Source organism: Roseateles depolymerans (assembly GCF_003387155.1).
Classification (GTDB): Bacteria; Pseudomonadota; Gammaproteobacteria; order Burkholderiales; family Burkholderiaceae_C; genus Roseateles; species Roseateles depolymerans.
The window spans coordinates 1,030,352-1,043,885 of the sequence record NZ_QUMT01000002.1 but is presented as its reverse complement, the minus strand read 5'-3'; the positions used below and the strand labels follow the sequence as shown (position 1 = coordinate 1,043,885).

Annotated in this window: 11 protein-coding genes; 8 read left to right on the top strand and 3 right to left on the bottom strand. The window is 65.5% G+C overall.

Annotated elements, in window-relative coordinates; genetic code table 11:
• Positions 1–185: 185 nt before the first annotated feature.
• Positions 186–1,136 carry a sugar kinase gene (locus tag DES44_RS12525; protein WP_058935224.1) on the top strand — a complete coding sequence of 317 codons (951 nt, stop codon included), beginning with the start codon at positions 186–188 and terminating at the stop codon, positions 1,134–1,136.
• Between the two features lie 200 nt (positions 1,137–1,336).
• The gene (locus DES44_RS12520) at positions 1,337–2,707 is read left to right on the top strand and encodes a cyanophycinase (RefSeq protein ID WP_058935223.1); all 1,371 of its coding nucleotides are present in this window, start codon (positions 1,337–1,339) and stop codon (positions 2,705–2,707) included.
• Between the two features lie 6 nt (positions 2,708–2,713).
• Here the strand turns inward: DES44_RS12520 and DES44_RS12515 are convergent, their stop codons facing one another.
• The 3 genes from DES44_RS12515 to DES44_RS12505 form a co-directional block, all read right to left on the bottom strand.
• Positions 2,714–3,481 (bottom strand): rhamnogalacturonan acetylesterase, encoded by a 768-nt coding sequence (locus DES44_RS12515; RefSeq protein WP_058935222.1) that lies wholly within the window; start codon positions 3,479–3,481, stop codon positions 2,714–2,716.
• An 18-nt stretch (positions 3,482–3,499) separates the two neighbouring features.
• Positions 3,500–6,580 (bottom strand): TonB-dependent receptor, encoded by a 3,081-nt coding sequence (locus DES44_RS12510; RefSeq protein WP_083525600.1) that lies wholly within the window; start codon positions 6,578–6,580, stop codon positions 3,500–3,502.
• Between the two features lie 221 nt (positions 6,581–6,801).
• Entirely contained in the window at positions 6,802–7,134 is a 333-nt protein-coding gene (locus tag DES44_RS12505) for a cupin domain-containing protein (protein ID WP_058935220.1), read from the bottom strand.
• 191 nt (positions 7,135–7,325) lie between these two features.
• Between DES44_RS12505 and kduI the strand changes: the two genes are divergently transcribed.
• From kduI to DES44_RS12475, 6 genes are all read left to right on the top strand, one after another.
• The gene (gene kduI / locus DES44_RS12500; protein ID WP_058935219.1) at positions 7,326–8,162 is read left to right on the top strand and encodes a 5-dehydro-4-deoxy-D-glucuronate isomerase; all 837 of its coding nucleotides are present in this window, start codon (positions 7,326–7,328) and stop codon (positions 8,160–8,162) included.
• Positions 8,163–8,229: 67 nt separating this feature from the next.
• Positions 8,230–8,991 (top strand): 2-dehydro-3-deoxy-D-gluconate 5-dehydrogenase KduD, encoded by a 762-nt coding sequence (kduD, locus tag DES44_RS12495; protein WP_058937422.1) that lies wholly within the window; start codon positions 8,230–8,232, stop codon positions 8,989–8,991.
• 169 nt (positions 8,992–9,160) lie between these two features.
• Positions 9,161–10,048 carry a carbohydrate ABC transporter permease gene (locus DES44_RS12490; RefSeq protein WP_058935218.1) on the top strand — a complete coding sequence of 296 codons (888 nt, stop codon included), beginning with the start codon at positions 9,161–9,163 and terminating at the stop codon, positions 10,046–10,048.
• Between the two features lie 44 nt (positions 10,049–10,092).
• On the top strand, positions 10,093–10,968 hold the full coding sequence (locus tag DES44_RS12485; RefSeq protein ID WP_058937421.1) for a carbohydrate ABC transporter permease: 876 nt from the start codon (positions 10,093–10,095) through the stop codon (positions 10,966–10,968).
• 79 nt (positions 10,969–11,047) lie between these two features.
• Positions 11,048–12,187: an ABC transporter ATP-binding protein gene (locus DES44_RS12480; protein WP_058935217.1), complete on the top strand. Its 1,140-nt coding sequence runs from the start codon at positions 11,048–11,050 to the stop codon at positions 12,185–12,187.
• Positions 12,184–13,512 (top strand): ABC transporter substrate-binding protein, encoded by a 1,329-nt coding sequence (locus tag DES44_RS12475; protein ID WP_058935216.1) that lies wholly within the window; start codon positions 12,184–12,186, stop codon positions 13,510–13,512. The genes DES44_RS12480 and DES44_RS12475 overlap by 4 nt, the downstream gene beginning before the upstream one ends.
• The last annotated feature ends 22 nt before the right edge of the window (positions 13,513–13,534 follow it).

Below are 13,534 nucleotides of genomic sequence, written 5' to 3'. Positions count from 1 at the left end.
TTCGGAAGCGCTGGGCAGTGATCGCCATTCGCGCCCCTTTGTGAAATCAGATAGGCGTCAATGAATGACGTTGGAGCTGAATCGAGACAAAAGCGTTGGCGCCTGCGCAGGCTTAGGGTCTGCACCACCCCATTCAACGCCCGGCTATTGGAGAATTCAAAACAACGTTCCAAATTGAGAGACTCATGACCCAGCGCGTGGCCGTCATTGGCGAATGCATGCTTGAATTGCAGGGCCAGGCCTTTGGGCCGATGACCCAGAGCTATGGCGGGGACACGCTCAATACCGCCGTGTATCTGCGGCGATGCGGCCGCGCCGGAGGGATCGAGGTGGCCTATGCCACGGCGGTCGGGGACGACAGCCTGAGCCAAGGTCTGCTGGACCGCTGGACGCAGCAGGGGCTGGAGACCCGGCTGGTGCGCCGCATTGCGGGGCGACATCCAGGCCTTTACATGATCCAGGTGGATGAACGGGGCGAGCGCAGCTTTCATTACTGGCGCGACACGGCAGCGGCGAAAGCGTATTTCGAGGTGTCTCAGACGCCTCTGGAGCAATTCGCCGACGACTACGACGCCCTCTACCTGAGCGGCATCACCCTGGCCATTCTTCCGCCAGAAGGACGGGAGCGATTGCTGGACCTGATGGCCCGGATGCGTTCCCGCGCCACCGTCGTCTTCGACAACAACTACCGGCCGCCCCTGTGGCCGGACCGGCAGCAGGCCCGTGACGTCTTCCAGCGCGCCTTCAGCCTGGCCACCGTGGCGCTGGTGACGGCGGATGACCATCAGGCGCTGCTCGGTCTGGAGTCGCCGGAAGCAGCCCTGGCGCACGCAAAAGACCTGCCCACGCCGGAAGTGGTGATCAAACGAGGCGCAGCGCCGACCCTGGTGAGGAGCCCAGAGCATCCGGACCGGTGGCTGACCGCGCCGACCGAGACGGTGGCACGGGTGGTGGACACCACGGCAGCTGGCGACTCCTTTGCGGGCGGCTACCTGGCCCGGCGGCTGGCGGGTGCGTCAGCGGTCGAGGCGGCCACGTATGGCAATCGTGTGGCGGCGCGGGTGATTCAGCATCACGGTGCCGTCATTCCGGCCGAGGCGATGCAGGATCTGATGGAGGGATCTCCCATCGCTTGAACGCCTCGGCGCTCCGCTGCAGGCCTGGGGCCTGCGGCCTAGGGCCAACGCGAATAGGACATTCCCGAGCCCTGCACAGCAGCGCAATTGCAGGTCGCATTGCTGCAAGCGCGTGTCTGGGCAGCATGCATCGTGCGGACTACCGTCTGCGCGGGGTGTGAGGCGCTTCCCCGGCGCCGCCCCGCCTGAAAGTCCGACGCATGCAAGCACTCTGCGCAAAAGCCGGTTGGCTCAGCCTCGTCACCGGCGCCTTGTTGGTTGTCTCCGCCCCGGCCCAGGCCGGGAAGCTGCTGCTGTCCGGCGGCGCCTATGAAGACGGCAACACCGATCTGTTTGTCAACGGCCTGCGCAAGGCCACCGGTCGCGACACGGCCTTCGTGCCGAATATCAACAGCACCAGCAACTGCGGCACCGACTGGGCCATCACCGTCTGCCCCCGGATTGCCGTCATCACCGCCGCCAAGGACAGCTACGCCACCGGACTGGACGCGTTCCAGAATGACATCCCCGCCTCTGGCAGCTCGCCGCTCAAGCGCGGCTACTACAACCTGTTCCAGACGCACGGTTTCTCGCCCAAGTTCATTACTGCTCATGTCGACAACTACGGGGTGCATGCCAGTGCGTCGACGCCGCAGGGGCAGGCCAACATGGCCATCCTGCAGCAGGCCGATGCGGTGTGGTTTGCGGGTGGCGACCAGGCCAAGATCATCCGCACCTTCCTGAACGACAGTGGAGCGGATTCCGGCATTGCCGCCGCACTGCGCAGCCGCTGGAGCAATGGCAACGGCAACATCGTCATTGCCGGGGATTCGGCGGGCAATCATGCGCTCAATGTCACCATGCATGCGTCCGGGGTCAGCTATGGGTATCTCTACTTCGGTGCGGATCTGCCCAACACGCCGGTGACGCAGTGGCAGAACCTGATGGACACCCGCGACGGCACCACCGCGCTGCGAGCGCTGGAGAATGGCGCCACGATGAAGGCGCTGGGCTTCCTGCCGGCCGGCATTCTGAGCGACACCCATTTCGATTCCCGCTCCGGCCGCCTGGGCCGGCTGGCCGCGGCGCTGCGCGACCTGAATGTGCAGCAGGGCTTGGGGGTGGATGAAAACACGGCCGTGCTGGTCGACACCGCGGCGCAGACTGCCACTGTGTATGGCGCCAATACGCTGACCATCGTCGACACGGCGGCGGCCAGCGTGCAGGTGGGAACGTTCTACAAGGTCAATGGGCTGCGGGTCAGTCTGTTGACCGCGGGAGACCGCTACAACTGGAGCAGCAAGGTCGTCACCAGCAGCAAGGCGGCCATCACCAGTCCGTACTACTCGACGTATTTCGACTCCGGCGACATTTTCGCGGCCTTGCAGACCTCCAAGTCGCTCACCCGGCTGGTGGATCAGACACCCACGACCAATGTAGGCACGGCGCCGGTCCCCTCGTACAGCACCGGGCCCAGCTATCCCTCCGGCGCGCCCACCATCAAGCTGCGGTTCACGCGGGATGCGTCGACGAAGGGGTACTACAGCGGCGGTCGCTACACGGTGGATAAGGCGAAGGTCGATATCTATTGATCGGGTTCAGCGCATCCACCGCCGCATCTCGGGCAAGCGCTCCTGCAGCAATTGCTGGACCATGCCCGAGAACACCTCGGCACCCTTGGGGCCCAGGTGGGTGTAGTCGAAGCCGGGATTGTTGGCACCGACCGATGACGCGGGGGAGGCCGGCGGGCCGGGAGGGCGCGGCAGCATCGCCAGCGTGTCGGCTTCGTCCGGCCCCATGGCTTGCACGGCCGCATGGCTGGCGCGATTGAGGTCCAGCACCGGCACCGCACGTTCGCTGCCGATGCGCAGCGTCGTCTCCGCCCAGGGCCGCAGGTCGTTGCGCAATGCGCCCTGCGCATCGAAGCTGCGCCGGGTGAGCGGCGTCAGGAACACCAGCGTGGCGCCTGTGGGCGCCACGTCTCGCGCATAAGCTTGCAGATTGGCCGGGAACTCCGTCGCCAGGTCCGTCGACCGACCGGGTTTGCCGGGCTGGTCGTTGTGGCCGAACTGCATCAGCACCAGGTCGGTCTGTCCGGCCGGTCGATCCCGCAGCAAGGCCATGACGGCGTCCCACAAGCCCTCGGCCCGATAGCTCTTGGTGCTGCGCCCGCCCTTGGCCAGGTTCAGGCATTCCACCTCGGGCTGGAAGCGGGCGCACAAGGCGTCTCCATAACCGCTGCGGGGTGCCATGGTGGAATCTCCCACCAGAATCACCCGGAGCGAATCCGCATGGGCGGCGCCGGTCTGCAGGACGGCGGCCAGCGCGAGCAGCCGCCAGGCCGTCTTGAATCGGGTGACGCCCATGATTGAGGGGTCTCCGACTCAGAACTTGTAGGCCATGCCGACCAGATACTCGCGGCCAGTGACGTTGTAGACCACCGGGCTGTTGCGGGCACGAGAGATGAACTGGTCATTCACCTCGTTGGTCAGGTTGACCCCTTCCAGCGTGAAGCTCAGCCGGTCGCTGTACTTGTAGCTGATGGAGGCGTCCACATTGGTCGAGGCATTCTTGCCTTCCACGTCGTTGTTGTTCTGGCCCGGCACGCGGGTCAGGAAAGACGAACGACGGGAGGCCGACACCCGCGCATTGATGGTGCCATCGTCGTAATAGAGCGTGGCATTCCAGGACCGCGGCGACATGTTGAGCAGGTCGTCGGTGATCACCGCATTGCTGGTGGGCGAGACCAGGTAGGTGATCTTGCTCTTCACATAGGTGTAGTTCAGCACCGTGCCGAAGTTCTTGCCCCAGCTGGGCAGGAAGCTGAAGGGCTGCTGGAAATTCAGCTCGATGCCGCGCAGCTTGCCCCCAGGGGTGTTGATCGGCGAGGTGACCTGGAAGACTTCTTCACCGGTGAAGTTGGAAGGCAGCAGCGACAGCGGCAGGCCCGTCGCGTTGAAGGGAATGTTGGTGCGCAGGCTCTGGATGTAGGTGTCGATGTTCTTCTGGAACAGACCGATGCCCACGAAAGCATTGCGACCGTGGTACCACTCCAGGCTGCCGTCGAAGGTCTTGGCGCGGAAGGGCTTGAGGCCGGGGTTGCCGCTGGTGATCGACAGCGTGCCGGTGGTGCTGATGGTGCCGCCTGGATTCAGGTTGCCCAGCTGGGGACGGGCCATCACCTTGGCCGCTGCAAAACGCGCCACCAGGTTGCGGGTCAGGTTGGCCGACACGTTCAGCGAAGGCAGCCAGTCCTTGTAGCTCTGGCCCACCACCACTTCCGTGCCGCCGCCGCTGGCCAGGTAGCCGGTGGCTTCCTGCTCGGTCTTCACATAGCGCACGCCCACGTTGCCCATCACCTGGATGCCCAACACGCGGGTGTCGAAGTCCGCCTGTACAAAGCCGCCGGTGTCGGTTTCCGAGACCTTGCGGTTGTTGCCGCGTGCATTGCCGTTGGTGATGGACGACAGGGTGAAGTCACCCGGGCCGCCCGCCGGGCCGCTCTTGATGCAATTGCAGTAGATGTCGTAGGCGGCGGCAATGGCATTGAGGTCGGGAATGACCCAGGACGTGGCGGTGCCGGCCGGCAGGCTGAGGTTGCGGCCGAATCCGGTCAGCATCGTCGTCAGGCCACTCATGCCGTTGGTCGGCGAGAAGATGGTGTCGTTCTGGTTGACCCGGCGGAATTCGTAGGTGTCGAAGGTGTAGCGCTTGTAATCGGCGCCGGCCTTGAGCGTGACCGTGTCCGGAATCCAGTCCCAGGCCAGTTCCACATGGCCCACGTCATTGCGGTTGTTGGCGCCCTGCGGACGGATGCGGATTTCGCTGGTGGTGGTGTTAGTGACAGTCGTCGCCTGGCTGCCGCTGGTGCGCGGCACACCGACGATGGTCAGCGGGTTGTTGGTGCTGGCGGCCGGGTCGAAGGGATAGGAGATGACTGGCAGACGGTCATTGCCGCGGAAGTCCAGCGCATAGCCGTTCACATTCAGCGCATCCAGCGTCACCGTGGTCTGCACCGGATTGCGGAAGCGTGATTCGGCGCGGCCGCCGGAAGCCGTCAGGCGCAGACGGTCGGTGATCTCCTGGTCGATCTTGAGGCTGGGCTGCGTGAATTCGGTGCTCAGCCTGTCGAAGCGGGATTCGGCGCGGATGTCCACGCCGTTGTATTTGCCGTAGAGCAGCGCGCCATTGCTGTCGTACTGCGCGTCCACCACGCTGGTCTGCGGCTTGCCGCCCTGGCTGGCGGTGCGGCTGAAGGAAATGGCTTCCAGGAAGTCTTCCTGCCGGGTGGCCTTGAGTTTCGAGTAGAGCATGTCGCCGGTGATCAGCGTCTTCTCGAAAGGCTTGAACTGGATCGAGGCCGTCACGCCCAGGCGGTCCTGGTCATGGGTCAGGCGGCCATAACGCGGCAGGCGAGGGTGGAAGTTGTCGGCGCTGTTGGCGGCGTTGTAGGCGGCGGTGGCGCCCGCGGAGGCCGGCAGGCGCGGCACGCCTTGCGCAGCCGGGCCGCAGGTGGTGGCCGTCGTGGTCGGGTTCAGCGGCGAGACGCCGATCGGCGAGCACCAGCCGCCGGAGGAGGGGCCGTTGTCCCAGCGCACGGTCGAAAAGCCCTCTTCCAGCAGACGGCGCTTGGAGTACGCCGCGGAGACCAGCACCCCAAAGCGCTTGTCCGTCGTGACGTCGCTGTAGAGGAAGGCCATGCGCGGGTCGGTCTTCTGCGACAGGTCGTTGTAGCGGCCCTTGACCGAGGTGGTGATCACGCGCTTGTTGAAGTCAAAGGGGCGGGCCGTCTGCAGATCGACAGTGGCGCCGAGCGATCCTTCATCCACATCGGCCGAGCTGCTCTTGCGCACCGTGATGCTGTTGAACAGCTCCGAAGCGAAGACGTTGAAGTCGAAGCCGCGCGAGCGGTTGGCGCCGCCGGAGCTGTCCGTGCCGCCAGTGGTGGCCAGGGCCTCCACGCCGTTGATGCGCACCCGTGTGAAGTCGGCGCCCAGGCCGCGCACCGTGATGCTGCGGCCCTCGCCGGCGTCACGGTCGATCACCACGCCCGGCACCCGCTGCAGGGATTCGGCCAGGTTGGTGTCGGGGAACTTGGCGATGTCCTCGGCCTTGACCACGTCCACGATGCCGCGGTCCTGCCGCTTGGCATTGAGGGCGCTTTCCAGCGAGGCGCGGATGCCGGTGATGACCACGGTGTCCAGGGACTTGGCGCTGTCGCTCCCATCGGCCGGCGCGGAGGCGGCAGTGCCTGGCGCGGCGGGTGCCTGGGCTTGGGCCAGCGCCCATCCGGGCAGGACGGCCGTGCCCAGCAGGCAGGCCAGCAGCGGCGTCAGGCGGGACGGCGGCAGCAGGCCGTTGTCACGATGGGCGGCCAGCACGGCCGCACCGGAGGCTTGGGTGGCACGAGCCTCCCGGGAGGTGGACGCTGTCGTCCCGAGGCGGTTCCCAAGGTGTTGGGGCATGACTTGTCTCCGTATGGTTCTTCTGCCACCGGGGCGGGATCTTGGCCCGCCGCTCTGGTGGCTGCTTGGTCAGTCACGGGCGCACGTAGGGCGCCGAGGCACGGAGCGGCCGCCGCTGCAGTGCGGCGCCGCCTCGGTACTGCGGTTACTACTTCGGATACTGCGGGGAGGGGCGTTAGCCCGGCGGGTCCGGACGCGAAGGACCGGACCGGGACGCCGCCTCAGAGGTAGTCGTCGCGGCGGGGCGAGAACTGGTCCAGCAGCGTGCTGTCCTGTTCCAGCGCCACCACGCCGTGCTGCCAGCCGTGGGGCGCCACGAAGGCGTCCCCGGGCTTGAGCACCTTCTTGATGCCGCCGACGTCGCATTCAAACGAGCCGCGGATCACGTAGGCGATCTGGTCGTGGATCTCATGCGCATGAGGCGTGCCGATGGCGCCCTGGTCGAACTGCACCAGCACCGACATCAGCTGCTCGGTGTGTCCGACGATCTTGCGGCGGATGCCGTCACCCAGGTCAGTCCAGGGCGTGGCCTCAGAGTCGAAATAGGGGTTCATGAGACAGCGGTGTAACCAGTGGATGCGAGCAACTATAGCCCCATCGCAGAAAAATGAAACGGCGGTTCACTAGATAGAAACCATAGTTTCGTGAGTTTGCGCGGACGCTTACGCTTCGCCCCATCAAGCCGCAGACCGGCCCCGTTTTGGGGTGTCTGCGCGCATGGCTGGCATCAATACCGAGGACAAGCATGGACATCCGCCAACCCCTGCACAGTGAACACGCCCGCACCCTGGATACGGAAGGCTTGCGCCGCCATTTCCTGGTGGAAGACATGTTCCTGCCGGACCAGGCCACCCTGACCTACAGTCAGATCGACCGGATCATCGTCGGCGGCGTCATGCCGGTGACCCGTCCCGTCACCTTCGCGCCCGAACTGGGCAAGCACACCGGCACCGACTTCTTCCTGCAGCGCCGGGAACTGGGCCTGATCAACATTGGCGGCGCCGCCCGCGTGCTGGTGGACGACCAGCAATTCGATGTCGGCCCGCGCGAGGCACTCTACATCGGCCAGGGCGCCCGCATTCTGGAATTCAAGAGTGTGGACAGCAGCCAGCCGGCCAAGTTGTATTTCAACTGCGCCCCGGCGCACACCGCTTATCCGCACCGCAAGGTGACGCTGGCCGAGGCCTCGCCGGAAACGCTGGGCTCGCCCGAGACCAGCAACCGCCGCACCATCTACAAGTTCCTGGTGCCGGACGTGCTGCCCACCTGCCAGCTGCTGATGGGAATGACCCAGCTCGAGCCCGGCAGCCTGTGGAACACCATGCCCACCCACACCCATGACCGCCGCATGGAGGTCTATTTCTACTTCGACATGACCGAGAACGCGGTGGTCTTCCACATGCTGGGCGAGCCGACCCAGACGCGGCACCTGGTCGTGCGCAATGAACAGGCGGTGATCAGCCCCAGCTGGTCCATCCACTCGGGCGTGGGCACCCAGGCCTACACCTTCATCTGGGGCATGGTGGGAGAAAACCAGGTGTTCAAGGACATGGACCACGTGCCGATGACGGCGCTGCGCTGAGCTTCGTGCCGTTCACGAAGCTCCTCCCGTCGGTTTATTCATCGGTTCAATCGAAGGAATGTTCAACATGATCCTGGATCAATTCCAGCTGGATGGTCGCGTGGCCATTGTCACGGGCTGCAACACCGGCCTGGGGCAGGGCATGGCGGTGGCGCTGGCGCAGGCCGGTGCCGACATCGTCGGTGTCAATGTGTCGGACCCGGTGCAGACCCGGGCGGAAGTGCAGGCCCATGGGCGGCGTTTTCTGGACCTGCGGGCCAATCTCGGCGACATCAGCTGCATCGAAGGCCTGGTGGCCGAGGCGCGGTCGCTGACCGGGCGGGTCGACATCCTGGTCAACAACGCCGGCATCATCCGCCGCGAGGACGCCATCCGCTTCAGCGAGCAGGACTGGGACGACGTCATCAACCTGAATCTGAAGACGGTGTTCTTTTTCTCGCAGGCGGTGGCCCGGCAATACCTGGCGCAGGGCAGCGGCGGCAAGATCATCAACGTGGCGTCGATGCTGTCCTTCCAGGGCGGCGTGCGGGTGCCGTCCTACACCGCCAGCAAGAGTGGCGTGATGGGCATCACCCGTTTGATGGCCAATGAGTGGGCGTCGCACGGCATCAATGTCAATGCGATTGCGCCGGGCTACATGGCCACCAACAACACCGCCGCGTTGCGCCAGGACGAAGCCCGCAATGCCGCCATTCTGGAGCGCATTCCCGCCGGCCGCTGGGGCGTGCCGGACGATCTGGCCGGGCCGGTCGTCTTCCTGGCATCCAAGGCGTCGGACTACGTCAATGGCTACACCGTGGCCGTCGACGGGGGCTGGCTCGCACGTTAGGCTCGCATCGCCATGCCGGACGCCGACGCTCACCACCACAACAAGGGCGCGGCGTCTGTTCATGCCGGTGCAGGCCTGAGGGTCGCGCCGGTCCAGATGCGAGCGTCTGCGCAGGGACGGCGGATGGCCGGGCCTGCGCAGGCCGACCGATGAGACAACGGGAGGCCGCGTGTACGAGAACAAGAAACTGGGGTTCCTTTTCGTCCTGCCATTTGTGCTGGGCGTGCTGCTGTTCAAGCTGTTCCCCTTCGTGATGAGCTTCGCGCTCAGCTTCACCCAATACGACCTGATCGACCCACCCCAGTTCGTCGGGCTGCAGAACTATCGCGAGCTGGCGACGGACGATCCGCTGTTTCGCAAGTCACTCGGTGTGACGCTGCTGTTTGCGGCGCTGGCGGTGCCGCTGCGGGTCGGCTTTGCGCTGTTCATTGCGCATGTGCTGAACTTCAAGCTGCGCGGCATCAACTTCTTCCGCGCGGCGTTTTACATCCCGTCCATCCTGGGCGGCTCCATTGCCGTGGCGGTGCTGTGGCGTTTTGTGTTTGCGCGGCAGGGGCTGGTGAACCTGGTGCTGGCCCGCTTTGGCATCGACCCCATTCCCTGGCTGGCGGACGAGCACTATTCCATGTGGACCATCGTGCTGCTGTTCACCTGGCAGTTCGGGTCGGCCATGGTGATCTTCCTGGCGGCGCTGCAGAACGTGTCGATCTCGCTGTATGAAGCCGCGGAATGCGACGGCGCCAGCAAGATGCAGCAATTCTGGAAGATCACCGTGCCGCTGATCACCCCGGTGATCTTCTTCAACATGATCATGCAGATGGTCCATGCCTTCCAGGAATTCAACGGCCCCTACATGATCACCGAGGGCGGGCCGCTGCACTCCACCTACGTGCTGGCGCTCTACATCTACGACCAGAGCTTCCGGTTCTTCAATCTCGGCTACGGCGCGGCGCTGTCGTGGGTGCTGTTTGCCCTGGTCGGCGGCCTGGCGCTGCTGTCCTTCTGGAGTTCCCGCTATTGGGTCTTCTACTCCGGCGAAAAGGAGCAGAAGCGATGAGCCGCGTGCAGGCAGATCCCGGACGCCCGGGGGAGACAAGCAAGATGACCGAGACACGCGGCGCGGCCGCACCGCTGGTGCTGGTGCGCGACCAGGGCAACCCCTGGCTGCGTTATGCGGCGCTGGGTGTGGTGGCGGTGGTGATGCTCTATCCGCTGCTGTGGCTGGTGGGTGCGTCGTTCAAGAACAATTCGGAGATCTTCAGCTCGGCCGGCTTCTGGCCCAGCCGGCTGGACTTCGATGCCTATGCCAAAGGCTGGAAGACCAGCACCGAATACACCTTCGCCACCTATTTCCTCAACAGCTTCCTGATCACGATTCCGCGAATCATCGTCACCGTGATCTCCTGCGTGATGGTGGCCTACGCCTTCGCCCGCTTTGAGTTCTGGGGCCGCAAGCTGCTGTTCAGCATCATGATCGCCACGATGATGCTGCCGCTGATCGTGCTGCGCCTGCCGCAGTATCTGGTCTTCCGCGAGATCGGCTGGCTGGACTCCTACCTGCCGCTGATCGTGCCCTCGGCCTTTGCTACCGACACCTTCTTTGTCTTCATGCTGGTGCAGTTCCTGCGCGGCATTCCGCGGGACATGGAAGAGGCCGCCCAGATCGACGGCTGCAATGCCTGGCAACTGCTCTGGCACATCATCGTGCCGCTGCTCAAGCCGGCCATCATTTCCGTGGTGGTGTTCCAGTTCATCTGGACGATGAATGACTTCATGGGCCCGCTGATCTATCTGGCCTCGGTGGAGAAATACCCGGTGTCGCTGGCGCTGAAGATGAGCATTGGCGCGACCGAGGAAGTGGAATGGGCGAATGTGATTGCCATTTCGGTGGTGGCCCTCATTCCGTCGGTGGCGGTGTTCTTCGCTGCGCAGCGGCATTTCATCGAGGGCGCGACCTCGTCCGGGGTGAAGGGCTGACCGGCAACGCCGGCCCCATCGGCACCGACCCCGGCCCGCACAACGCGCCCCAACAAAAAAAGCATTTGGAGAGAGACAGGTGGCAAGACTTTCGCTGAACAAGGTCGAGAAGACCTATCCCAACGGCTTCAAGGCGGTCCACGGTGTGGACCTGGAAGTGCGTGACGGGGAATTCATGGTGTTTGTCGGCCCGTCCGGCTGCGCCAAGTCGACGCTGCTGCGCATGATCGCGGGGCTGGAAAGCATCACGGCCGGGGAGCTGCGCATCGGGGACAAGACCGTCAACAGCCTGGCGCCCAAGGAGCGCGGCATTGCGATGGTGTTCCAGAACTATGCGCTGTATCCCCACATGAAGGTCTACGACAACCTGGCCTTCGGCCTCAAGCTGGCCAAGACGCCGCCCGCCGAGCTGGACCGGCGTGTGCGCCACGCCGCGCGCCTGCTGGAGATGGAGCATCTGCTGGACCGTTATCCCAAGCAGCTCTCTGGCGGCCAGGCCCAGCGGGTGGCCGTGGGGCGGGCCATCGTCAAGAAGCCGGACGTGTTCCTGTTCGATGAGCCGCTGTCCAACCTCGATGCCAAGCTGCGCGCCGCCATGCGGGTGCGCCTGACCGAACTCCACCGCACCCTGCGCGAGAGCGACCAGCCCGCCACCACCGTCTACGTGACCCACGACCAGGTGGAAGCCATGACCATGGGCGAGCGCATCTGCGTGCTCAAGGACGGGGTGATCCAGCAGGTCGACACGCCCACGGCGCTGTACGAGCGTCCTGCCAACGCCTTTGTCGCGGGCTTCATTGGCTCCCCGGAAATGAACCTGCTGCCCGCCCGCCTCGAAGCCACCGACAACGGCCTGACCGTGCAGCTCGGCGGCACGCGGCTGCGACTGCCCGCCGCCCGAGTGGCGGCGCTGGGTGGCCTGGCCCAGCGCGCAGACGGTGCCGTGACCCTGGGCCTGCGCCCCGAACACCTGACGCTCGCCCCCCGCCCGCATGGGGACAGCGAACCGCTCGCCGCGCGGCTGCGATTCAGCGAGCACATGGGCTCCGAGGTCTATCTGCATGTGGACCTGGGCGATCTGGTGCTCACCGCCCGCATCCCGGCGGAACAGGCCCTGCCGCTGCAAGGCCTGCAACGCGGCGATCCGGTCACGCTGCATGCCCAGATGTCGGCCGCCCACCTCTTCGACGCTGACACCGGCGTGAGCCTGCTCGCATGAGCACGACCCGTCGACAACTGCTGGGCGCGGCCGCCGGTGCTGCGGTAACCGCTGGCGCTGGCCTGGCCCTGGCACCGGCCTTCCTCAAGGCGCAGGAGCCGCGGGTGCTGCGGTTTGCCTGGTGGGGCGGGGCAGGGCGCCACGAAGCCACGCTCAAGGCGTTGGCCCTGTTCGAGCGTCGTTATGGCGTGCGGGTCAAGGCCGAGTACATGGGCTTCAATGGCTATCTGGAGCGGCTCACCACCCAGATTGCCGGCGGCTCCGAGCCGGACGTCATGCAGATCAACTGGGCCTGGCTCGCGATGTTCAGCAAGCGGGGCAACGGCTTCTTCGACCTGCGTCAGCACAAGGCCCTGCTGGACCTGAGCCAGCTGGAGGCGGAGGACCTGGCGTACGGCGATGTGGCCGGCAAGCTCAATGCCGTGCCAGTGTCCTTCAGCGCCCGGGTGATGCTGTGGAACGAAGCTGCCTTCCAGCGGGCCGGCCTGGCGCTGCCCACCACCTGGGACGAACTGTTCGCCACCGGCCCGGCGTTTCGCAAGGCGCTGGGCGAAGACGCTTATCCGCTGGACGGGGAGCTCTACGACATGATGCTGCTGTCCCAGGCCTGGGTGCAGCAGAAGCACGGCACGCCGTATGTCGACCCGCGCCAGCCCCGGGTCGCCATGAGCGACGCGGCAGCGCTGGACTGGGTGCGCATCTACCGTCGCCTGATCCAGGAGCATGTGGCCACGCCACTGCCGCTGCGGGCCAGCCTGGGCGGTGCGGAGAAACCCACCGAGCAGCAGCCCGACTGGGTCAACGGACGCTGGGCGGGCAACTACACCTGGGACTCCGTCATCGGCCTGCGGTCCTCCACGCTGGACAAGCAGCAGCGCCTCACGCTGGGCGAATTCCCGACCCTGCCCGGCGCCCAGGAAAGCGGCATGTTCGGTCGGCCGACGGTGATGTATGCCGTGAGCCGGCATGCCGGCACCCGTGGGCATTCGGAAGAAGCCACGCGTCTGGTGAACTTCCTGCTGACTGACCTGGAAGCCGCATCGCTGCTGGGGCGCACGCGGGGGCTGCCCTCGGCGCGCGGGCCTTTCGAGCAGCTGCGAAGCGGCCCCGGGGTACCGCCACTGGAGCTGGCGGCGCATGAGCAGATCCGCGAGCAGCGCCTGGCCGGCCGGCTGACCCGGCCCGCACCGCTCTTCGAGCATGCCCGGCTGCACAAATTCATGCGCGAGGTCTTCGAGACCGTCGCCTACCGCAAGACCACCGACGAAGCCGCCGCGCACCGTCTGGTGACCGAGGGCCAGGCCCTGCTGCAACGCATCAAGTGAAGACACGCGCCGCCGCGTGAAG